Origin of the sequence: Aulosira sp. FACHB-615, assembly GCF_014698045.1 — a bacterium.
Lineage (GTDB): Bacteria > Cyanobacteriota > Cyanobacteriia > Cyanobacteriales > Nostocaceae > Nostoc_B.
In genome coordinates, this window is sequence record NZ_JACJSE010000003.1 from 533,585 (window position 1) to 555,241 (window position 21,657).

At 40.9% G+C, this 21,657-nt stretch carries 22 protein-coding genes; 14 read left to right on the top strand and 8 right to left on the bottom strand.

From position 1 onward, the window contains the following. Nucleotides 1–84: 84 nt before the first annotated feature. A complete protein-coding gene (locus tag H6G77_RS07010) occupies nucleotides 85–582 on the top strand; it encodes a HugZ family protein (RefSeq protein ID WP_190590613.1) in 498 nt (165 codons plus the stop codon). A gap of 228 nt (nucleotides 583–810) precedes the next feature. Continuing rightward, nucleotides 811–1,704, top strand: a complete 894-nt coding sequence (locus H6G77_RS07015; protein ID WP_190871184.1) for an alpha/beta fold hydrolase — start codon at nucleotides 811–813, stop codon at nucleotides 1,702–1,704. Here H6G77_RS07015 and H6G77_RS36570 read toward each other — a convergent pair. Beyond that, nucleotides 1,690–1,803 carry a hypothetical protein gene (locus tag H6G77_RS36570; RefSeq protein ID WP_396019815.1) on the bottom strand — a complete coding sequence of 38 codons (114 nt, stop codon included), beginning with the start codon at nucleotides 1,801–1,803 and terminating at the stop codon, nucleotides 1,690–1,692. The two genes, H6G77_RS07015 and H6G77_RS36570, sit on opposite strands and share 15 nt — an antisense overlap. 515 nt (nucleotides 1,804–2,318) lie before the next feature. Between H6G77_RS36570 and H6G77_RS07025 the strand changes: the two genes are divergently transcribed. The 6 genes from H6G77_RS07025 (at nucleotide 2,319) to H6G77_RS07050 (ending at nucleotide 7,202) form a co-directional block, all read left to right on the top strand. Further along, nucleotides 2,319–3,269, top strand: coding sequence for a MoxR family ATPase (locus H6G77_RS07025; RefSeq protein WP_190871185.1), 951 nt, complete (start codon nucleotides 2,319–2,321; stop codon nucleotides 3,267–3,269). A gap of 66 nt (nucleotides 3,270–3,335) precedes the next feature. Further along, on the top strand, nucleotides 3,336–3,608 hold the full coding sequence (locus H6G77_RS07030; protein ID WP_190590610.1) for a DUF2281 domain-containing protein: 273 nt from the start codon (nucleotides 3,336–3,338) through the stop codon (nucleotides 3,606–3,608). 2 nt (nucleotides 3,609–3,610) lie between these two features. Further along, nucleotides 3,611–4,054 carry a type II toxin-antitoxin system VapC family toxin gene (locus H6G77_RS07035; protein WP_190871186.1) on the top strand — a complete coding sequence of 148 codons (444 nt, stop codon included), beginning with the start codon at nucleotides 3,611–3,613 and terminating at the stop codon, nucleotides 4,052–4,054. 46 nt (nucleotides 4,055–4,100) lie between these two features. Continuing rightward, entirely contained in the window at nucleotides 4,101–5,420 is a 1,320-nt protein-coding gene (locus H6G77_RS07040; RefSeq protein WP_190871187.1) for a DUF58 domain-containing protein, read from the top strand. Between the two features lie 78 nt (nucleotides 5,421–5,498). Next, entirely contained in the window at nucleotides 5,499–5,843 is a 345-nt protein-coding gene (locus H6G77_RS07045) for a XisI protein (protein WP_190590607.1), read from the top strand. A 120-nt stretch (nucleotides 5,844–5,963) separates the two neighbouring features. Next, on the top strand, nucleotides 5,964–7,202 hold the full coding sequence (locus tag H6G77_RS07050; protein ID WP_190871188.1) for a tetratricopeptide repeat protein: 1,239 nt from the start codon (nucleotides 5,964–5,966) through the stop codon (nucleotides 7,200–7,202). A gap of 51 nt (nucleotides 7,203–7,253) precedes the next feature. Here the strand turns inward: H6G77_RS07050 and H6G77_RS07055 are convergent, their stop codons facing one another. Both H6G77_RS07055 and H6G77_RS07060 read right to left on the bottom strand, forming a co-directional pair. After that, nucleotides 7,254–7,772: a DUF6174 domain-containing protein gene (locus tag H6G77_RS07055; RefSeq protein WP_242049155.1), complete on the bottom strand. Its 519-nt coding sequence runs from the start codon at nucleotides 7,770–7,772 to the stop codon at nucleotides 7,254–7,256. Between the two features lie 245 nt (nucleotides 7,773–8,017). Next, entirely contained in the window at nucleotides 8,018–8,200 is a 183-nt protein-coding gene (locus tag H6G77_RS07060; protein ID WP_190590605.1) for a hypothetical protein, read from the bottom strand. Between the two features lie 250 nt (nucleotides 8,201–8,450). On the opposite strand from H6G77_RS07060, the gene H6G77_RS07065 reads away from it, so the two are divergent. Together H6G77_RS07065 and H6G77_RS07070 are read left to right on the top strand one after the other, a co-directional pair. Further along, nucleotides 8,451–9,200: an SDR family NAD(P)-dependent oxidoreductase gene (locus H6G77_RS07065; RefSeq protein WP_190871189.1), complete on the top strand. Its 750-nt coding sequence runs from the start codon at nucleotides 8,451–8,453 to the stop codon at nucleotides 9,198–9,200. Nucleotides 9,201–9,234: 34 nt separating this feature from the next. Further along, entirely contained in the window at nucleotides 9,235–10,455 is a 1,221-nt protein-coding gene (locus H6G77_RS07070) for a glutathione S-transferase family protein (RefSeq protein WP_190673483.1), read from the top strand. A 201-nt stretch (nucleotides 10,456–10,656) separates the two neighbouring features. On the opposite strand, the gene H6G77_RS07075 is transcribed toward H6G77_RS07070, so the two are convergent. Next, nucleotides 10,657–11,340 (bottom strand): glutathione S-transferase family protein, encoded by a 684-nt coding sequence (locus H6G77_RS07075; protein WP_190871190.1) that lies wholly within the window; start codon nucleotides 11,338–11,340, stop codon nucleotides 10,657–10,659. A 441-nt stretch (nucleotides 11,341–11,781) separates the two neighbouring features. Between H6G77_RS07075 and H6G77_RS07080 the strand changes: the two genes are divergently transcribed. The 4 genes from H6G77_RS07080 to H6G77_RS07095 all read left to right on the top strand — a co-directional run bounded on the left by H6G77_RS07080 (nucleotide 11,782) and on the right by H6G77_RS07095 (nucleotide 14,886). Beyond that, nucleotides 11,782–12,612: a dienelactone hydrolase family protein gene (locus H6G77_RS07080; RefSeq protein WP_190871191.1), complete on the top strand. Its 831-nt coding sequence runs from the start codon at nucleotides 11,782–11,784 to the stop codon at nucleotides 12,610–12,612. Nucleotides 12,613–12,675: 63 nt separating this feature from the next. Next, nucleotides 12,676–13,464 (top strand): class I SAM-dependent methyltransferase, encoded by a 789-nt coding sequence (locus tag H6G77_RS07085; protein ID WP_190590600.1) that lies wholly within the window; start codon nucleotides 12,676–12,678, stop codon nucleotides 13,462–13,464. A gap of 80 nt (nucleotides 13,465–13,544) precedes the next feature. Then, entirely contained in the window at nucleotides 13,545–14,234 is a 690-nt protein-coding gene (locus H6G77_RS07090) for an SDR family NAD(P)-dependent oxidoreductase (RefSeq protein ID WP_190590599.1), read from the top strand. A 205-nt stretch (nucleotides 14,235–14,439) separates the two neighbouring features. Continuing rightward, nucleotides 14,440–14,886, top strand: coding sequence for a DUF1269 domain-containing protein (locus H6G77_RS07095; RefSeq protein ID WP_190871192.1), 447 nt, complete (start codon nucleotides 14,440–14,442; stop codon nucleotides 14,884–14,886). A 293-nt stretch (nucleotides 14,887–15,179) separates the two neighbouring features. Here the strand turns inward: H6G77_RS07095 and H6G77_RS07100 are convergent, their stop codons facing one another. The 4 genes from H6G77_RS07100 to H6G77_RS07115 all read right to left on the bottom strand — a co-directional run bounded on the left by H6G77_RS07100 (nucleotide 15,180) and on the right by H6G77_RS07115 (nucleotide 21,454). Beyond that, nucleotides 15,180–17,588 (bottom strand): di-heme oxidoredictase family protein, encoded by a 2,409-nt coding sequence (locus tag H6G77_RS07100; RefSeq protein WP_190871193.1) that lies wholly within the window; start codon nucleotides 17,586–17,588, stop codon nucleotides 15,180–15,182. Nucleotides 17,589–18,922: 1,334 nt separating this feature from the next. Continuing rightward, the gene (gene mgtE / locus H6G77_RS07105) at nucleotides 18,923–20,275 is read right to left on the bottom strand and encodes a magnesium transporter (protein ID WP_190590596.1); all 1,353 of its coding nucleotides are present in this window, start codon (nucleotides 20,273–20,275) and stop codon (nucleotides 18,923–18,925) included. Nucleotides 20,276–20,825: 550 nt separating this feature from the next. Beyond that, nucleotides 20,826–21,182, bottom strand: coding sequence for a type II toxin-antitoxin system PemK/MazF family toxin (locus H6G77_RS07110; RefSeq protein ID WP_190590595.1), 357 nt, complete (start codon nucleotides 21,180–21,182; stop codon nucleotides 20,826–20,828). Next, on the bottom strand, nucleotides 21,182–21,454 hold the full coding sequence (locus H6G77_RS07115; RefSeq protein WP_190590594.1) for a ribbon-helix-helix domain-containing protein: 273 nt from the start codon (nucleotides 21,452–21,454) through the stop codon (nucleotides 21,182–21,184). Before H6G77_RS07115 ends, H6G77_RS07110 begins: the two co-directional genes overlap by 1 nt. Nucleotides 21,455–21,657: the final 203 nt, after the last annotated feature.

A 21,657-nucleotide genomic window follows, 5' to 3' on the forward strand; every position in this document is an offset into this window, starting at 1 on the left:
AGGTACAATAAATTGGTATTTTTGCGATCGCTCAAAACGCTAAAATACTTACCTAAATGTTGTTAATCATACAAAAACTTACTTATGAGCCAACTAGAAAACGCTCAAGCTGAATACGCAAATTTTCTGCAAGAGTTTCAAAGTGTCATTATTAGTACTGTTAATCCAGAGGGTATACCTAATAGTAGTTATGCACCTTTCGTCAGTGATGCAGCCAAAAATATTTATATTTATATCAGTGACTTGGCAGCCCACACCCAAAATATTTATGCTAATCCCCGTGTGAGTATTTTATTTATTGAAGATGAAACAAAAAGTAATAACATTTTTGCTCGTCGTCGTTTAACTTTTGATTGTACTGCGACTTTAATAGAACGAGATACAGAGACTTGGAATAAAATTGTTGACCAACTGCAAGAACGCTTTGGTGAAATGATTGAAGTCTTAAAAAGCTTAGGGGACTTTCGCATTTTTCAACTTATTCCCAGTTCCGGCCGTTTTGTCCTTGGTTTTGGCAATGCTTATAAAATTAGCGGTGACAATTTAAATGAATTGACTCATATTACGAGGGATAATCGTTAGGTTTTTGATCATTTTGTTGGAAGATGAGGGGGACGCGGGGGACAAGGGAGAGAGATGTTTGTAAATTATTTAGGACTATAGGAATCATATTTGATTTTTGAAAAAAATCAGTACACCCATATCAGGCTTCTTTCCTACTCCCCATTCCCTATTCCCTATTCCCTATTCCCTATTCCCTACCTACACCAATAAATTCAGAAATCAAACCGGATTCTTATACTTCATATTATGCTTCAATTTCAACCTCCTGGCTTTGGGCAGAAAGTGATTCATACTTCCTTGGGAGCGATGGTGTATTATACTCAGACATCTGCACCTTGGTTGAATGCTGACAGTGAAGATTTACCGCCACTATTATTTCTGCATAATTTTGGGGGTGGGGCTTCGGCTTATGAATGGTCGAAGGTGTACCCAGCATTCGCGGATAAATATCGCATTTTAGCGCCTGATTTAATTGGTTGGGGCGATTCTGCACACCCGGTACGCGATTATCAAATTAAAGATTATTTGACGACGCTGGCTGAATTTATTACTCAAACTTGTCGCCAACCTGTACAAGTTATTGCATCATCACTGACGGCTGCTTTAACTATTCGTTTGGCTATTACTCAGCCGCAATTATTCCAATCATTATATTTAGTTTGTCCTTCGGGGTTTGATGATTTTGGGCAAGGTGCTGGACGCAGGCTACCACTTTCTGTGATCAATACACCCCTAGTAGATAGTTTAATTTATGGGTTGGGTGCAGAAAATGAATTGGCAGTGCGGAATTTTTTACAAAGTTTTTTGTTTGCTAAACCCGGACGTGTTTCGCCAGAAATGGTCGCTGCTTATTTAACTTCAGCACAACAACCTAATGCGAGGTTTGCCGCCTTGGCATTTTTGCGGGGTGATTTATATTTTGATTTGAGTTTGTATCTGCAACAGTTAACTATCCCAACTGTATTTTTTTGGGGTGAGGAAGCACAATTTACGAGTATTAAATTAGGGCGGAGGTTAGCAAATTTAAATTTAAATGCTGTATCTAAATTTTATGCGATCGCTGATGCTGGAGTCCTCCCTCATTTAGAATTACCCGAAGTCATCATTGGTTTATTACAGCAGCATTTATCTAATAGGTAGCTCAATGACAAACTCTAAACCTTCGCCTAGCTTGGAATTATAATATAATTTGCCATGATGATTGTTAACTACGATTTGGTAAGAAATTGATAGACCCAAACCTGTGCCTTTGATTTAATTGCACATTGAATTTCATTGGGCGGTTCAGGCAGATACTTTTGATAAAGTTGGAGTAAAGTAACTATCTCTTGAATATACTGTTCGACAAAACTTAAGTTACCAGCAATAAAATTAATCGGATTATTTACTTTATGGGCGATTCCGGCTGCTAATTGTCCAATATTCTTTAGTTATCAGAGTTTGTTTAAAAAGTACTATTGTTCACATCAAAATCTTAAAAACCTAACCTCCTAGCCCTCTTTACCTACGCTATCCATGAAGCCAAGCATTTCATCAACCTACTGAGAAGCCAATTGTGAAGAAAGATGTTTATAATGGTTAGTTTAAAAAGGGGGTTCGTTTTCAGGTTATGCAACTAAAATTTGACGAATTAAAATACTCATCATTTCCCCAGAGTTGACTATAGGTAATACTAGACTCTAGTCACTAACACTTGCATAACAAGGTTATGCTAAATTTTGACTGATAAATTCTGATTTCTATTCATAAAAATTATGAGCCAAAACCATTCTGTCTTAATTACCCTGGAACAAAAACTCAATCAAATTGTAGTGGGACAATCTAGCCTCATCCAGCAGTTGCTAATAGCCTTGTTAGGAGGTGGACACGTAATTTTAGAAGGTGTACCCGGAACAGGTAAAACACTTCTAGTCAAAGTTTTAGCCCAGTTAATTCAAGGTGATTTTCGCCGTATTCAACTTACACCAGATGTTTTACCCTCAGATATTACCGGAACAAATATTTTTGACTTAAATAGTCGCAGTTTTACCCTCAAAAAAGGGCCAGTCTTTACCGAAGTGTTACTAGCAGATGAAATTAACCGCACTCCTCCTAAAACTCAAGCGGCACTGTTAGAAGCAATGGAAGAAATGCAAGTTACCTTAGATGGTGAAAGTTTACCTTTGCCGGATTTATTTTGGGTAATAGCAACACAAAACCCTTTGGAATTTGAAGGGACTTATCCTTTACCAGAAGCACAGTTAGACAGGTTTTTATTCAAACTATTAGTAGATTATCCTGACCAAGCCGCAGAAAAACAAATGTTACTCAATCGTCAAGCCGGATTTGCCGCGCGACGGATAGATATTTTTAATTTACAACCAGTAGCAACAGTCGCAGAAATTTTACAAGCACGCCAAGAAGTGAAACAAGTGCAAATATCTGAAAAAATTATCGATTATCTTTTAGCTTTAGTGAGAGCATCACGCCAATTTCCTGATTTAGCTTTGGGCGCGTCACCCCGTGCGGCTGGTGCTTGGTTGCAAACATCTCAAGCCGCCGCATGGTTAGCCGGACGCGATTTTGTCACACCAGATGATGTGAAAGCTGTAGCTTCACCTTTGTTACGTCATCGTTTGCTACTTAAACCAGAAGCTATGTTAGATGGTTTACAAATTGATGCGATTATTGCGTCGGTAATTAATCAAGTTAAAGTCCCCCGATGAAATGTCAATGATAAAAATTGATAAGCTAATCAATATCTTACAATTGGATAAATGATTGAGGTAAAAATGAAAATCAAAGAACAGATTAACCAAGAACTAGAGAAATTGCCTGAACCTTTATTACAGGAAATTTTAGATTTTATTCAGTTTTTGCAAGCCAAACACCAGCTAGAAAATATATCAGTAAATAACCAAGTTTCTCAACCACTCAAAGCAGAACATAATGTTACTAATTCTACTGCCGAAGATTTATTAGAATTTGTCGGGAGTTGGGAAGGTTCAGATATCAGAGAATGTCTGCAATTAGTTCATGAAAATCGAATACAACTTGAATTTTAATCATGTATCTTCTTGATACCAATCATTGTTCCTTCTTGATGGAGGGTTTACCTAGTGTTGCCAATCACCTGCGATCGCTTGGTCAAATACAACTGTCTACTAGTGTTATTGTTGCAGGAGAATTACGCTTTATGGCGCAAAATTCCCAACAGAAAGCTGCTAACTTAATCAAAGTTAATGCGGTATTGCAGCGAATTAACTTATATGGAATCGATAAAGAAACTACAGAAATTTACGGTGACTTTAAATCTGAATTAATCAAGCATTTTGGCCCCAAAGAAAAAACTAAACGTAGCACAACTCAATTAAATACTATCGGGATTAGTGAAAATGACCTCTGGATAGCTGCGACAGCCTTACGCCATTCATTGATTATCGTTTCATGCGATAGTGATTTTGAGCGAATGCAGCAAGTAAGAGAAATTGCTTGGGAAAGTTGGGTTTAGATTTCTAAAAAATACTTACAAAAATTAGCAAAAAACTAAATAAAACATGGTTGCTTCTCAAAGAGTTTATTTTTTATTAGGATTAGGAATTGCGATCGCACCCATCCTTTCCCTATTCCTCACCATTCCCGTTAGCATCGCCATCACTTTATTATTTGATGCCATTATTCTGATATTGATGATGGTGGATGGGTTGCGAGTCCGTTCATTACGAGTGCAAATCAAGCGCGACTTACCGCAACGCTTATCAATTGGGCGAGATAATCCGGTAATGTTGACGGTAACAGCCGCAAACACTGACGCAATTATTCAAATTCGTGATTACTATCCCCCAGAATTTGGCGTATCTACCCCGACACTCACCGCCACTATTCCCGCTAACACTACCCAAGAATTAACTTACACTGTCCACCCCAGACAACGAGGGGAATTTCCTTGGGGAAATATTCAAGTGCGACAGTTGGGAACTTGGGGGTTAGCTTGGCATAATTGGCAAATACCGCAAAATGTTGCAGTCAAAGTTTATCCTGATTTAATTGGGTTGCGATCGCTCTCTATTCGCCTCACCTTACAATCATCAGGTTCCATCCGCCAATCTCGCCGCATGGGTATCGGTACAGAGTTTGCAGAACTGCGGAACTATCACACTGGTGATGATTTACGTTTTATTGATTGGAAAGCCACCGCCAGGAGAACTACTGGGAATACTCCACCTTTGGTCAGGGTGTTAGAACCAGAACAAGAACAAACCTTGATTATTTTATTAGACCGTGGTCGGCTAATGACAGCACAAGTCAAAGGCTTACAGCGATTTGATTGGGGTTTAAATGCTACTTTATCATTAGCATTAGCCGGATTACATCGGGGCGATCGCGTCGGGGTGGGTGTATTTGACCGCCAAATGCACACATGGGTTTCCCCAGAACGCGGACAATCTCATCTGGGTAAATTAATCGATTATCTCACTCCCATTCAGCCAGTTTTACTCGAATCTGATTATTTAGGGGCTGTTACCAATGTAGTACAACGGCAAACTCGCCGTGCCTTAGTAGTTGTCATCACCGATTTAGTTGATGTCACCGCTTCTACGGAATTATTAGCCGCACTCTCTCGGTTAGCGCCCCGTTATTTACCCTTCTGCGTCACTTTGCGAGATCCCCAAGTTGATCATCTAGCGCACACATTTACTCAAGAGGTGACAGCAGCTTATAGTCGTGCTGTGGCTTTAGATTTATTAGCACAACGTCAAGTAGCCTTTGCTCAATTAAAGCAAAAAGGAGTCTTGGTACTTGATGCACCAGCAAATCAAATTACTGACCAGTTGGTTGAAAGATATCTACAACTTAAAGCCAGAAATCAGTTATGAATGGTCATTTGTTATTTGTCATTTGTCATTTGTTGGCGAAAGTTATTAGCGTTTGTTCTCTCAATGTGAGATTATGCAATGGATAAATTAATAGAGTATCCTAAGTTAATTAAGCGCATTTTAACTGAGTATGTAGAATTTAGTAACCGCCATTCCAACTCAGATATAGAGAGATTTTTGATTGTGGATGAATCACAGAATAATTATATTTGGATGAATCTGGGTTGGCAAAATGGAGAACGTGTTTCTGGTATAACAGTCTATGTGCGGATTCGTGATGGCAAATTCTGGATTGAAGAAGATTGGACTGAAGAAGGCATTGCAACTGATTTAGTTCGTGCCGGTGTTCCTAAAGATGATATTGTACTGGCATTTCATGAACCGCAGATGAGGCAGTATACAGATTTTGCTGTAGTATCGTAATTTTTTTCATCTTTGCCCCTACTCTGCGAGTTCCGCTTGCGGTATGCGCGAGACTTAAAATTCGTGTTTTATAACATTCATACAAGAGGTCTAATAATTACTGATTGAGGCTGAAAAATCATGGGGAGTGCAAATAATCAGGGAATTTGCTGGTGGTTTCTCGCACAGTTTACCCGCTACAGTGTAACTTTATTGCTGAGTGCGGTAATGTTTGCTGATGTTGTGGCGGCGACACCGAAAAACCAAGGGTTGCAGATAGAACAGCAAACCACTCAACAAGATACCACTCGCGCTACTGCGAAACGCCTTTTTCAAGAGGGAATGCAGTTTTATCAACAGGGGACAGCAGAATCACTGCGACAAGCAATTGGTAAATACCAAGCAGCTCTGAAGCTTTGGCAAAAACTTGATGAGCAAAGCCGGGAAGCCGAAACTCTCAATCAACTTGGCTTAGTCTACGACGATTTGGGAGAAACACAAGAAGTACTCAAATATTTCAACCAAGCTCTACCAATACTCCGCGCAGTGGAGGATAGAGCAGGGGAAGCCGCCACCCTCAACAATATTGGCAAAGTCTACCTCTCATTAGGAGAAAGGGAAGAAGCACTCAAACACTTCAACCGAGCTTTACTGATCAGCCGTGCAGTGGGGGACAAAAAAGTGGAAGCCCTAACTCTCAACTATCTTGGTGTTATCTACAACTCATTAGAAGAACCGCAACAAGCTCTCAAATACTATAACCAAGCTTTACCAATACTTCGTGCAGTCGGGGATAGAGAACAGGAAGCCAGTACCCTGAAAAATATTAGCTTAGTCTACGCTGCTTTAGGAGAAAAGCAAGCAGCAATCAAATATCTCAACCAAGCTTTATCCATAGGCCTTGCAGTGAAAGACAAAAGAATTGAAGCCCGTACCCTCAATGATATTGGCTTTGTCTACGCCTCATTGGGAGAACCGCAAGAAGCTCTCAAATATTTTGACCAAGCTTTACCCATACTCCGCGCAGTAGGCGAGAAAAGAAGGGAAGCCACTATCCTCCATAATATTGGCGGTATCCACAAATCATTAGGAGAACAAGAAGAAGCCCTCAAATATTACAACCAAGCTTTATCTATACGTCGTGCAGTGGGGGACAGAAAAGGGGAAATCCTCACCCTCTCTAACATGGCTTCCCTAGAATACAGACGGGGTAATTTACAACCAGCCCAAACACACATTCAAGCAGCTATTGAAATAATTGAAGAGTTACGCGCCAAAATCACTAATGCAGAACTACGTGATGCTTATTCTGCATCAGTGAGAGGCTATTACGAGTTCAACACCTATCTATTAATGGAACTGCAAAAAAAGGATTTATAAATTAGCAGTGAAAGTTAGCGATCGCTCCTATCTTCTCATCAAACTACTTGGTTAGAGTGTTTGGAAATTCTCAATTGTCAAGAACAATTCCTCGTCAGCTGTTTGAAAGCTGTAGTCGATGCTAATTTGGGTGGGATAACCACGCCGACTGTTGTATGTTACATCAACATTATCTGCTCGACGGGCGATCGCATCTGCAATCACATTAAACAGTTTGGGAATTGTTTTGTATCTTTCAAAAAATTCTGGGTTACTAATCGGTTCACCTGTAGTTGTGGTGATGGATGCTGTAATCCCATTTCTAACAGTAATAATTACTGGCCCTCTGGCAGCAGGCGCACAAAAACAACTCCTTGATAGTGTATAGCGATAATTGCGGATATTTTGCTGATTCCACAACTTGCGATTAACTACTAATTGTTGTAAATCGTTAGCTGCTGGTCTTTGTGCTATCTTTACAGTTGATTGAGATATTGCTGGTGTATTAAAACTTAAAGGCATTAATAATGCTGTGCTGATCATAATTGGCCAGCGCAACTGCATCAAGTGAGTTTTGAAATTCCTCGGCATTGGATTATTCCCTGGTGTATTTGCGGTTACAGTGCTTTATATAGCGGCTCTTACTTGCTTGTAATACAGTAGGAACCCCACCCCGCATTTGCTTACGCAAACGCTCCCCTCCCCGCTTGCGGGGAGGGGTTGGGGGTGGGGTTGAAATGTACCTCATCCAACCGAGAACCGCTATGTAACACTTAAAAATTTAGGGCTTAATCCTTGACTTGTCAAGTTACTCAGACTACATATCAACTCTTAATTTAGGGCTTTTTCGACACATCCCAAATATCTTGTTTAATTTGCTCTTTTGCAATTAGCAACTGAACTTTAATCGGTAATTTTAAAGCTGGTCGTATAGACCATAATTCTTCATCTAATAATTCTCTTTCTAAATTTATATAAATCATTAATTTATCCTTGATATCGCCAAAATTAGCAAGCAAACTTAAAGTCTGCTTTTTGGTAGATGAGTTTTATCAAAAGCCGATAAAACATTTAATAAATACAGCTTATCTATTTATAGAAAATAACTTTGATAATTTATTTTTTATAAAAGGCGTTAAATCGATAGACAAACCGTATATTATTTAAATAATCTCTCATAGACTGTTCTAAAAATCAAGCTATTAGCAAGACAAGGCAACAATTTATTGATGAGCAATGTAGCCGTGAACTGTTAATTGGGATAAATATATGGCAGGTAAATTAGAAGGAAAAGTAGCAATTGTTACTGGAGCTTCTGCGGGGATAGGTGAAGCAACTGCGATCGCCTTAGCCGCAGAGGGAGCGCAAGTAGTAATTGCAGCCAGGCGTTCTGACCGACTAGATGCAGTAGCGCAAAAGATTACTGAAAATGGCGGCAAAGCATTACCGATAGTTACAGATGTTACCGATGAAACCCAAGTCAAAAATTTGGTAGATAAAGCGATCGCTGCCTGGGGAAGAGTTGATATTTTAGTCAACAATGCCGGGATTGCCGTTATTGGCGAGATTGATGGTGGTAACACCGCAAATTGGCGACGGATGATTGATATCAACGTTTTAGGTGTGCTGTATGCAACACACTCTGTTTTGCCAATTTTGAAAGCCCAAAATTCTGGACATATCGTTAACATCTCTTCAGTAGCGGGTCGTACAGCTAGAGCCGGGATTGGGATCTACAACGCCACAAAATGGGGTGTCAATGGTTTTTCGGAAGCATTACGTCAAGAAGTTTACCAACATAACATCCGCGTCACGATCATCGAACCCGGTTTAGTGGATACAGAAATCAACGACTTGATTGACGACCCCATCGCCAAGCAACGTAGTGAAGAACGACGTAAAACCGTCACCCCACTAGAAAGCGAAGATATAGCCGCAGCCATTGTCTATGCAGTCACTCAACCGCCACGGGTGAATGTCAATGAAATTCTCATCCGTCCCACACAACAGGGATGGTAATCAATTCTGCAACATTATTAGAAATTACAAAAATATGACCACTCCAACTACAGCATCTACCTGGGAACAGTTATCGGAAATTGCTCAAAAACACACCCCAGCGCGGCGGGTACGCCGACCAGGACAGTCTCCATCTACTGCACCTATTCCTAGCAGTCTGCATAAACTACCGCCAGACACCACACCACCCGTATTGCTTTACCGCGATACAAACTCTTGGTGTCCTTTTTGTGAAAGAGTGTGGTTTGCTTTAGAAGAAAAACAAATTCCCTTTGAAACAGAGTTTATTGACTTAAGCAATAAACCCAAATGGTATACGGATTTAGTTCCCACAACCCTTGTCCCAGCCGCCAAAATCGAGGGTGAGTTAGTCTACGAATCTAAAGATATTCTCTTAGCTTTAGAAGCGAGATTTCCTAGTCCGTCACTACTTCCTGAAGACCCAGAAGAAAATGCTGTAGCTAGACAGTGGGTAGAAGATGCAGAAACTAATGGTTTTCGTAATCTTGCTTATAAATTCTTGCGGGAAACTCCGACAGATGCGGATGAGTTAGCTAACTTACAAGCTACCTTTGAAACCAGTCTAGATGAGCTTGAGCAAACTTTAGGCAAATATCCAGGCCCCTACTTTTTATCAACCTTTAGCTTAGTTGATATTATGTATAGCCCCCATTTAGATAGACTGGCGGCGAATTTACCTGTGTATCGGGGCTATCAAATCAAAGGAAATCCCCGCTTCCCACGGATTAATGCTTGGTTTGCAGCGTTGAATGAACGTCCTGCTTATCATCGCGTCAAATCAGACGACACCACCAATAATTTACTGCTGCGCCGGAGGTTTGGTATTGAACCAACAGGAAACGCCTTACCTTTAAATACAGCAGATAGTAATGCTATTCAATATCGCGCCGAAGCAGCAGAAAGACTCAGCGATAACCATGAAGTTGCGATCGCAGATATTATCAAAAATTCTGGTGTGCAAGCATTGGCTATAGATGGTGATATTACCACAGTTAAAGAAGCGGTGGATTTGCATTTAAGACTGTTGGCAGAATACCTGATTCATGGTGATAGCGCCCCCTTACCAGGAGGTCGGACTGGTGGCAAAAATAGTATAGAAACAACAGTATCAGCAGTTGGCGCGATCGCTCTTGCCTACGTCAGAAATCGCGTCTGTGCGCCGCGTGATATGAGTGCTGGTGCAGCCACCGCATTCCGCGCCGCAGTTGATCAGGTTTTGGCTTCTCTGTATTAAGCTGATCAAAGGGAACAGGGAACAGTGGAGATTTTACTTGGTTTTAAACCTTGCTTCGGGGCTAGTTTTTTCCCTGTTCTCGCCCCCAAAGGCTTAATAAAAATGGGAAGCAGAAATTTCTACTTCCCAAATCACCGAACCGCAAATTTAATCACTTACTCAGAATTATGAAAAGTGAGAGTAGGTGAAAAAAGCTAAATATTACTTTTGAGCAACTGCAACACCATTAGGTTCACCAAGAACTTTAGCGAATCTTTCTAAATAGAAATTCACAGGATTTGCTACTGCTTGAATAGACTCACGACTTTCTACTGCATTCCACCATTGCAGCAAACGGGGTGTTTCTGCTGGTAAGGTGAACTTACGGAAGTGTTCGAGGACGGGTAAACGCTCAAACCAAGGATAAAAGCTGATATCAACTAAACTAAACTGTTCACCCAACCAATAAGGGCCGTTACCAGATAGCTTACCTAATCCTTCTTGTTCAATATACAAAAGTGCCTCGATAAATTCTTGCCGCCCTTGTTCTTGTTCTTGAGCATCTTTACCACGCAAGAATTTGTTAAACGCGGGGACAAAACGACTATTGGCGTAGTCAATCCAAATCCGCGCGATCGCTTTTGTTGTAGGATCATGAGGTAACAAAGCTGGCTCTGGAAAGACTTCTTCTAGATATTCATTAATTACCGCAGATTCATAAAGTTCTACATCCCCATGCTTAATTGCTGGTACTTTACCATAGCGCGAAACCTGCGTGAAATCTGATGGCTTGTTCTGTAAGTCAATTTCAACTGGGGTAAAGTCAATTTTCTTTTCTAGCAGAACCACGCGGGTTCTTTGAGAGAAGGTAGAGGCTTTGGCGAAGTAAAGTTGTAGGTTACTCATGAATTTTTCCTTGTATGGTAGTTTGAATGCACCTCAAAGTCTAAGCAAACAAAAGTCTACTCAACCTTAAAGTACGATAAACCTATAGAATTACCGTAGAATACCAAGAGTATTACATATCCTTTGGGAAAATACAACACTACTTTCCGCAAGTCTCTTTTGTTCATCTATACAAATAGAACTAGTAGTGTACCAACCCAGAATTGCTGTGTAGACGCAGCAAGGGAGCAGAGGAGCAGGGGAGCAGGGGGGAATGAAGGTACTTTCTCCCCTGCCCCTCTGCCCCTCTGCTATCCACCATGCAAAGTTGTCTTGGCAGACTACTAGAACGGCTAGATATGTAATACTTAGTAATAATGATTGTTAGTAAATCTAACTATCACCAGTCTGTTAGGTCACTTTACACCACAAAACATCAGACCAAGACCAAATATCAAGACAATGAAAGAAATATCACGTCGCCAATTTATCACCACAGCCACCCTGACAACAGGCTTTGTTTTAGCAGTACAGCCTGTATTTGCTAAAGTAATTACCACCGATAGCAAGGGCTTAACGGCGGGTGCAGTGAAAATTCCGGTTAAAGATGGCGAAATTCCTGCTTATAGAGCCGTACCTGCAACTGGCAGGAATTTCCCAGTGGTTTTGGTAATTCAAGAAATTTTTGGTGTCCATGAGCATATTCAAGATGTTTGTCGTCGCTTTGCCAAGTTGGGGTATTTAGCGATCGCACCAGAATTATTTGTGCGTCAAGGTGATGTGTCAAAATTAAGCAACATAGACGAAATCCGTCCGATTGTTAGCAAAGTTCCTGATGCACAGGTACTATCTGACCTAGATGCAACAGTCAACTGGGCAGCAAAATCAGCCAAGGGAAATACCAAGAGAATTGGAATTACAGGCTTTTGCTGGGGTGGAAGAATTACTTGGCTCTATGCTGCACATAATCCCCAAGTCAAAGCAGGTGTAGCATGGTATGGCAGACTTGTGGGTAACTCTACAGAACTCACACCCAAACATCCCGTTGATATTGCTTCCACATTAAAAGTCCCTGTCTTGGGATTATACGGCGGTAAAGATACAGGCATACCTGTAGATACAGTAGAACAAATGCGCGATCGCCTCAAATCCAGTAGCAGCAAATCAGAAATTATCGTTTATCCAGATGCACCCCACGCCTTTTTTGCAGATTATCGCCCATCTTACCGCGAGCAAGAAGCCAAAGAAGGCTGGCAAAAACTCCAAGCATGGTTTAAACAACATGGGGTGTAATCATCTCTTGTGCAGCCAAAGACTCATCATTAGACTTGCGAAAGAGCAAGGAGAAGTTGAAAGATGAAAAAGTTCAATTATTACGACAATATTGCACCAATCTATGACCAAACACGTTGGTTATCAGAAACAATAGCAGAAGAAGTAGCGGACTTTATTCTTCAACTTGTTTGTGCCACACCTGAGACATCTTTTTTAGAACCTGGTGTCGGCACAGGATTAAATATTATTCCTCTCGTCAAACGAGGCTATTCTGTAACAGGAATTGATATCTCAGTAGAAATGCTCAATCAGTGTCGTCAAAAATTAAATGGTACTCCTGAAAATTTGCGGTTGATTCAAGCTGATGCGTCACAATTACCATTTTCAGATCACAGTTTTGATGTTGTATTAACTGTTCATATGCTCCACACGGTTGCTGATTGGAGAGCATTTTTAGATGAAATTGAGCGAGTGCTGAAGCCAGGAGGTTTTTATCTCAATTGTCAATGGATTACTCCACCAGCTAGAAGAGAATTTGAAGGCTATTTCCGCAGCATTCTATCTAAATATGAAGCATCAAAGCCGATTTCTCAACCAATACATGCAATAGATGTAGAAGGATATTTACATCAAAAAGGTTATATTTCCAATTATTTAGTAGCTAAAGAATGGTTAGTCAGCAACACAATTGATGATTTAATCAGCTTTTTTCAATCACGAGCCTACGGTTTATGTTGGGGGTTAGCAGATAATCAATATCATTTAGCTATCAACGAATTTAAAGAATTTTGTCTCAATCATTATGGTTCATTAGACAAAATTTTATCTTCTCCAGCAAAGTTTGAAACCTGGGCTTACAGAAAAGCATGAAATGATGCCGAAATTAGCTGAATTAGCGAGATAAACACTAGTAAATTAAACTTGCAATCTGAATTGGAGAAATAAACTCAATGACAACCACTGCATTAATTGTTGGTGCTGGTAATGGACTGAGTGCATCCTTAGCGCGTTTGTTCGCTGCTGAAGGGATGAAGGTTGGGTTAGCTGCAAGACAAATTGATAAGCTGAGTACATTGTCTCAAGAGATTGGCGCGGTTAGTTTTGCCTGTGATGCTTCTCAACCAAACGACGTCAACCAACTGTTCAACAATGTAGAACAAAAGTTAGGAGCGCCAACCGTTGTAGTTTACAATCCAAGTTTCCGAGTTACAGGTAAGTTAATTGACCTTGACCCTAGCGAGGTGGCAAAATCTCTGGATATTACTGCTTATGGTGGCTTTTTGGTAGCACAAGCCGCCGCTAAAAGAATGTTGAAATTAGGCGAAGGGGCAATTTTCTTTACAGGTGCGTCGGCTAGTGTCAAAGGTTATCCACGTTCTGCGCCCTTTGCGATGGGGAAATTTGCTTTGCGGGGTTTAGTTCAAAGTATTGCGCGGGAACTCGCACCGCAGAATATTCACATAGCACACTTTATTATTGATGGTGGGATTCGTTCAGACATACGACAAGAAGCCCCCGATAAACCAGATAGTTTACTAGATCCTGATGCGATCGCTCAAACTTACCTTAACATTCTCCGTCAACCCCGCAGTGCTTGGACGTGGGAAGTAGAATTACGTCCTTGGGTGGAAACATTTTAGTATGGTGAATGGACAGTTATCAGCCGCATCTACATAAAAAATTCGCGCTTGCAGAGTTCAAATTTTCACAGTTGGTTACTGACTCATTCACTCCATTACCGTCATAAATATTTCGGTTTTGTATCCTACACACCTTAACAACAAGTAATTTCTAGGGTAAAAGTGGATACAGCTAAGAAGTATAAAAAATTATCGTAGAAATAGTATGAGTGAATTAGCGGTAATCAGCTTTAATGATAAATATAAAGCAGATGAAATGCTTCTAGAACTACTAAAACTGGAACAAGAGCATTTAGCTGATTTAGAAGATGCAGTTGTCATTACAAAAAATGCACAGGGTAGGATCAGGGTTAAACCCTATCATGATTTAGTTAAACCTGGTGATCTGAGTAATGAGCTTTGGGGTGGGATCATTAGCGCAACTTTTTTTCATCGCTCTCTTACCATTAAAGAAAGTGTGTTTAACAGTAGTTTTTTAACCGAAGTTGAAGCAGCTTTAACCCCTAATTCATCGGCTATATTTGTTTTGATTAACTATGCCGATACCGAAAAAATCATTGCAGAATTTAATCGATTTGAAGGTAAGTTAATTAGAACAACTCTATCTAAAGAGCAAATTGATTATCTAAAGAAAACTCCTCAAAAAGTCTAACTAATTCTACTGGGAAAGACTAGTACAGTTCGGCGTAAATAAACCGACCATAAGAAATTGCTAGAAAGCTTGTGTTATGAATATTCTTTCTTTTTATTTTTGACCTTTTACTTTTGCCTTGTTGTACTAGTAGTCCAGTAAACCAATTATCAAAGCTCACACATCCCCGACTTTTCAAAAAGCCGGGGATTTTAATACTTGCAACCCGTTAAAGACAAAAAAGAAGGGACGTTTTGAAAACGTCCCTGTAATTCAATCTTCAAACACTCAATGTCAGATCAAACAAAGAGGTCTTACAACTGTCTCAAGAAAGCGATAATTGCTCTTTGATCATCGCGTGTGAGAGAACGGAAGCGAGCCATAACTTCTCGTGCTTCACTTCGGTGAGTGTTGGAAAGCGCACTGTTATATGGTGGGCAAATGACATCTTGAGGTCTTGCACCGTAGTCAATCACAATCTTGTCACTGCTGGTCAGACTGCCATCATAACTAATTTGGTTAGAGTATTTACCACCTACATTTGGAGGTACAGGACATCCGCCACCTGGCAGAGTAGAAGTCCTAGCATCATCAGGTGCAGGTAAATCATGTAATTCAATTGCAGCCAGCAGTGCTTCGTCTACGTTGCGAACAACCAAAGGTTCATTAGTCACGTCTCTGTTGGTTGTTACAGTACCCGCAGGTGTAGTGTCACGGTTAAGTGCGCTCAAGAAGATACGCGCATCGTGCATGAATGGAGGGCCAACTCTACCAATACCAGCCAGAGGAGGTGTACGGAACTGATCACCAAGAGCAGAACCTTGTTGGTTAGTGAAGGAATCACTAGCAAAGTTCCGCATCAAATCATAGGTCATGAAGGTAGCAACGTTACCACCAGATGTTTGACCAAAAGCCTCAGCACGGCTAACCAGGAATGGATCGCGTGGAATTGGGGAGAATCTTTCAGCGTCAATGACTGGGCCTCTGTGGATGTTGATATCAGAGAATAGAGGAGCCCAACGGTAGCTGAGAGCATCCACAAGTGCTTGGGCATCTGGCCCCAAGGATGGGTCGCCATTAGCAGGAGATAAACCAGTTCTTTGAATGGGAGTGTGGCAGTTAACGCAACCAACCATGCGATCGCTCTGGTTAATCGCATTCGGATCTAAACCATCGCTGCCGCTTCTAGGCATCTTACCGGGAATCGTCCGGTTAGCAAAGGCAACTAAGTCGATACCAAACAATTGCGCCCCTCTTTGGACTCTAGCAGCTGGATTGTTACCAGGTAAAGGTCTAGAAGGATCTTTAGCTCTCAGGACAGCCAACAAGTCTCTACCAAATTCTGGGGGAGCTGTTGAACGGATAAAGTTACGTTCGTTAAATGGTGTGGCAACAGATAGCTCAAACTGATCAGGTGCAGGCCCATCAGCTACTTCATTTCGACAGTTGCGATTGTAAGGAGCAATAGCTGGGTCAGCAATAACTTGTTCTAGAGGAGAGAACACGTTAGTCATGCTCAAACTACCGAACATACCACCCAAAATAAACTGCAACATCTCGGAACCATTCGCCCGTAGACCAAAACGACCTACCCCTGTAGCGAGAAGTTCGTTTTGTCTTTGTTGCTGTTGTGCCGCAGGTATATTGCTAGGAATTGTATTGACCTGACCTGTAACGCAATCACCGGTACATTGGAATAAAGCGGTTTTCAGTGAGGATCTGTCTCCTCTGGCATCGGTGGGGTCAGAAGCGGCTGTAATATCTACGTTGGGAATCGCTTCTATCAACCCACGACCAATATATGGAGGCCCTGCGAACTCACTAATAGCACGTCTAAAGCCACTTGCACTTTGTTGTGTAGTCCGGTTGAAGTTAGCGAGGTTTCTATCTTCCGAAACACTAGGAATAGCATCTGGGAAGCAATCTATCCCAAATCTTGCTCTTAGTTGTTCCGTTGCTGGGCGGACGTGTTGCAAGAAACCACTATAGTTCTGACCAAACCCTGTTACACGGTTGATATTTCCATTCAGGGGGTCGAAAACGTTCGCTGATGCGGAATAGTCACCAAATACCGTAAAGGCTGCGGTTCTTCCTGTGTTGTTGACTGCATCTAACTCGCCACTAGAGGCTAGACTTAGACGACTTAAGTCAACAGAACCATCAGGCTCAACCGGATCTAAACGGCTTCCAGGCGCTCTACCACCTGTTTGGGTATTACCTGATACGATACTGAACCGAGTGGGAGTTGTTCTGCCAGCTCTACTAACGTTAGAAGTACCAGTCAGTAATCCTTCGCCAGGTACTGCTTCAACGTTATTTAAGTGACAACCCGCACATCGAGTTTGCATAGAGGTTGAACCAAAACCATCCTCAACTCGGTTGGGAGTAGTAAAGAAGGTAGAACCTTCTACAATTCTTTCCCGAATTGATGTTGGGATGGACGGATAAACCAATCTATCCAACTCTTCCAAAGTATCTACTGGGTCAAGCCCTACATCGCCAAAGGTATCACGACGTACACGTTCTACTGGACGCAGAGTACGAGTAGGAGGTTGAACTACGAAGTTTGATGCAACTTCTTGTCTGCGCCGTGCAATTAAAGTTGCATCATCGGGCAGAGCAATCTGACCAAAGACTTTTTGTGGGTTGATATAGCCTATCAGTACCGACAGACCTAACGATAAACCCACTATTAATAAAAGGAATCTTCGTTGTTTTCGCATTAACTAAGTTCCAAGCTTATTTAATATTTGAGTAATACAAACTCAAGGCTATCTATTTCGCATTAGGAGTAATACAATTCCAGAGCTACAGATTCCGCAGAGGAACTGTAACTTTTTCGTCACCAAGTACGAAGAAATCAAGCAAAGTATTGATCCCAATACTTTAGAACTTAAGTTCGCAAATAGTTGAGTAACTAATTACACTGTATATTACTACAACTTCAAACTAAAAGGAAATTTTTATTAAGTATATACTGTTAAATATTTCTACATAAACTGTCTCAAATAAATCAAGACACTATGAAGTTAATGCGACGCTAAAGCCTAGTTTATGTAATCTTTAAAATTCAGTTATTTTCATCATGAAGTTAAAAAAAAGTTTAAAGAAAGCATCATTAAGAAAGAGTTATGCAGCTACAGAGTAAATGCGTATGTGCTTGATATTTACTCTGGGCATTAGGCTATGATGCTTCAAAATCAAGGCTCTGAGCTAATATGTCTTGCCTTTATATAACTTCATTGGGCCAACTATATGACCTGCCAGACAATAGTTTTATCAAAATTAAATGAATTACCTCAGTACATAACATAACAGAGATAAAGACACTTTATCCCTCATTGTTGGTCAATTTCTTCAAGCAATATAAGCACACAATAAAGCTCATATACTCAGTTTCAATATTTAAACTTTGTATATCTTCAGGTTGACTTGTCATCAATATTATGTATTATCAAATTTGATACATTTTGCTGATCTAGAATTAATTTGCTCAACAGCACATAACTTTCTATTAGTAAATAGATTTAACAAAATTTCACTACTAAATATTTAGTAATAGTTAATATTAGGAAGGATTCTCAAGAAGTAATTTGAGGAAAAGCTAGTAGTGAAGAAGTTCAATCTTTTCTAGATTGCGCTTGTAAAGATAGAGATTTAAAACCAAGCTGCATATATTCTCAATCAAATCTCTGTTGTATGAGACGGCGATGTTCTCACACTGTTGAGAGATTTAAACTTGAATGTTTGCGTTAATACTATTGATGTAGCAAATTTGGGGTGTTCAATATTTGCTATTTACCCCAAAACGATAGATGCCAGAGTCATCAATATATTTACAATCAGGACTTATATGCAGAGTGCGAAAACCTTAGATGCGCTAGAGGCTTCGCTTACTCTACAGGAATACCCAATAACTGGGGTTTGATCAAAGACACAGAGGCAACGGAGGGAATAGAGTTGAAAAAGCTGTTTACTTAAGTCCTAACGATAAAATATCATACCAAACTTCTTGGGTGATGAAATTAAACTTTACATTAAGTTAAGATGTGTTCGATCACTGGGGTAAGTGAAAAACATGCAAAGCTACAGAAATTAACGTCAGGAAAGTTAAAAAGCCGATAGTATCTAGCATAGTTGTAACTAACGGCCCACTCACTAATGCAGGGTCAAGCTTCAGGCGTTTTAAACCCATTGGTAAAAGAGTACCGAGAGTCACAGCCACTAGTGTATTAGTCGCCATGACTGTACCTGCAACCACACCAACCCAGCGTTCTTGAGGTTTCGCCCAAATCATTGATAGTGCCATCATGGTGATAGCTAAAACGACTGCTGTGCCTAAACCTGCCAGCACTTCTTTACGGAGAATTTTGAAAGTATCTCTGGGTGTGACTTCGCCGACACCCAAGCCTCTAATTGTCACAGTTAAGGCTTGAATACCCACAGTCCCGCCTGTGTTGGAGAAAATTGGCATAATGACAGCTAAGACTGGTACAGCCGCGATTACTGATTGGAAAGGAGCGATCGCACTTGCCGCACCAATGTATAATCCCATAATTGCCAATAACCACGGTAGGCGCTTACGAATGGTAACTAAGGGCGCAGATAAAGCTTCTTCATCACCACTCACCCCGGCTAATTTTTGGATGTCTTCGGTGGCTTCTTCTTCTAAAATATCAATCACATCATCAATGGTGATGATGCCGACTAACCGATCTTCCCTGTCAACTACTGGGATAGCGATTAAGTCGTAACGCTTCATGATTTGGGCGACTTCTTCTTGCGGCGTTTCGGTTTTAACTTTGATGACGCGATCGCTAGATATATCACGAATATAAACATCAGGAAAAGTAAACAATAACTGACGCAACGAAACGACTCTGACAAGTTTGCGGTTATTGTCTGTAACGTAGGCGTAGTAAATTGTTTCCTTATCTTCGTCTTGACGGCGAATTTTGCTTAAGGCTTCACCAACAGTTAAACCTTCTTGCAAACGCACATATTCTGTAGTCATTACCCGGCCTGCTGTACCTTCGGGATAACCCAGAATTGTAGCGGTTGCTTGTCTTTGTTCGGGACTGAGTTGTTGTATTAGGCGTTTAACTACCCCAGCCGGCAATTCATCAAATAATTCTGCCCGTTCATCAGGACTCATCGCCTCCATAATTTGCGCTACCTGGACATTATGCAGAGAGTTAATTAGTTCTTCCTGCACTTCTGTGGGTAGATATTCAAACACGTCAATTGCCTGGGCTTTATTTAACAGCCGAAAAGCGATCGCCCTCTGTTCTTCTGGTAATTTTGTAATATATTCACCGACATCTACGGGTTGTAACCCATTTAAGTCGCATTTCAACTGATTTAAATCAGAGACATTGAACAGTGAATCACGAATGTCCTGTGTAAGCATGAATACCTCCTATGTGCCTCCCCCGCGCCGAGAGACACGCTCACTAGCTTAGAGGAGGTTCGTACTGCCGTCTTGTGGACTTTTGTCCATAAAATTTCAACAACTCAATATCGATTGCCAAATCAAGGCATCGCTAACTGATCATCCTAACTTGGAATAGTGCGATCTGAATCAATTTTCAGTAACCACGTACTAAGTTTGTGATATTCAGTACAGGTACACTATTGATTACCCTGATTTTTCGTTAACTAGTGTCGATTGTACTATTGCTAAAATTTGTGTCAAGCAAATGTAGAGGTTTGCTGGCAAACTTCACAAAGTCAAAATATTTACATCGACTCATTAGTGTTTGTTTGAAGACTCAGGGTAGAGCTATCATAGGAGGCAGAAGGCAGGAGGATCAAGCTATTTCTGTAGGTTGAGTGAAACGCAGTGTAACCCAACACAGCACATTTTAAGTATTTTTACAACAGTTGGGTGACGGCGCAATCATAGATTTACCTTGTTGTTACCAATATCTTTTGTGCGCCTCCACCCAACCTACTCTTTATTATTCTTCTTCTGGGATAGGTAAATCTAAGGCTATCAACAAAGCCTGAGATAAATGAGCCATTACCGAATGCGAAACTGCGCCTCTTAAACGCAAAAAGCGGGTTTTAGATAGTACCCGCACTTGATCTGCCATTGCGATCGAATCTCGCTTGAGTCCGCCATCGGGTGCTAAAATTAACACCTGGGTTGGATAAACTCGCTTACCTGATTGATACGTAGTGCAGGGAACGGCTAAAACAACTGGACTCGACGAATTAATTGCATCACGACTGACAATAATTACTGGGCGAGTCCCTCCTTGCTCTGAACCTTCAGTTGATTCTAGGCGAGCATCATAGACCTCACCCCTTCTCATTACAAGGATTCCTCTAACAGAAAAGCCTCCCACTGAGCAGCAGCAAACTCAGACTCTAGTTTGAGTACTTCTGCTTGATAGTCAGGATCGCAGGCCATTTCTGTTAAAGCAGCGTCAATTGCGGCTCGTTTTTGTGCTGCTAATTCTCGACGTAACGCTTGCACCATAAAATCATTACGACTTCTTGCTTTGCCTTCTAAAACTGCCTTGTCAGTTGCTTCTAAAAGTTCTCGTGGTATTGCCAGTGTAGTGCGAACGGATTCGGCTTTCATGTAGTGATGATTATTTTGATGTCTTCAGTGACGACTTCTATGATATCACTCTTAATCGCACTCCGACCCTTGGAGTTCTACCGAAGACCATGTAGCAACCAAAATTTTGCGCCCACAGTAGTACCGAATCAGTAATAGAAAAGACTTTTTGTCTCCGCAAAGGTATGTTCACATTACACATTGATTTACAAAATTCAGCCATA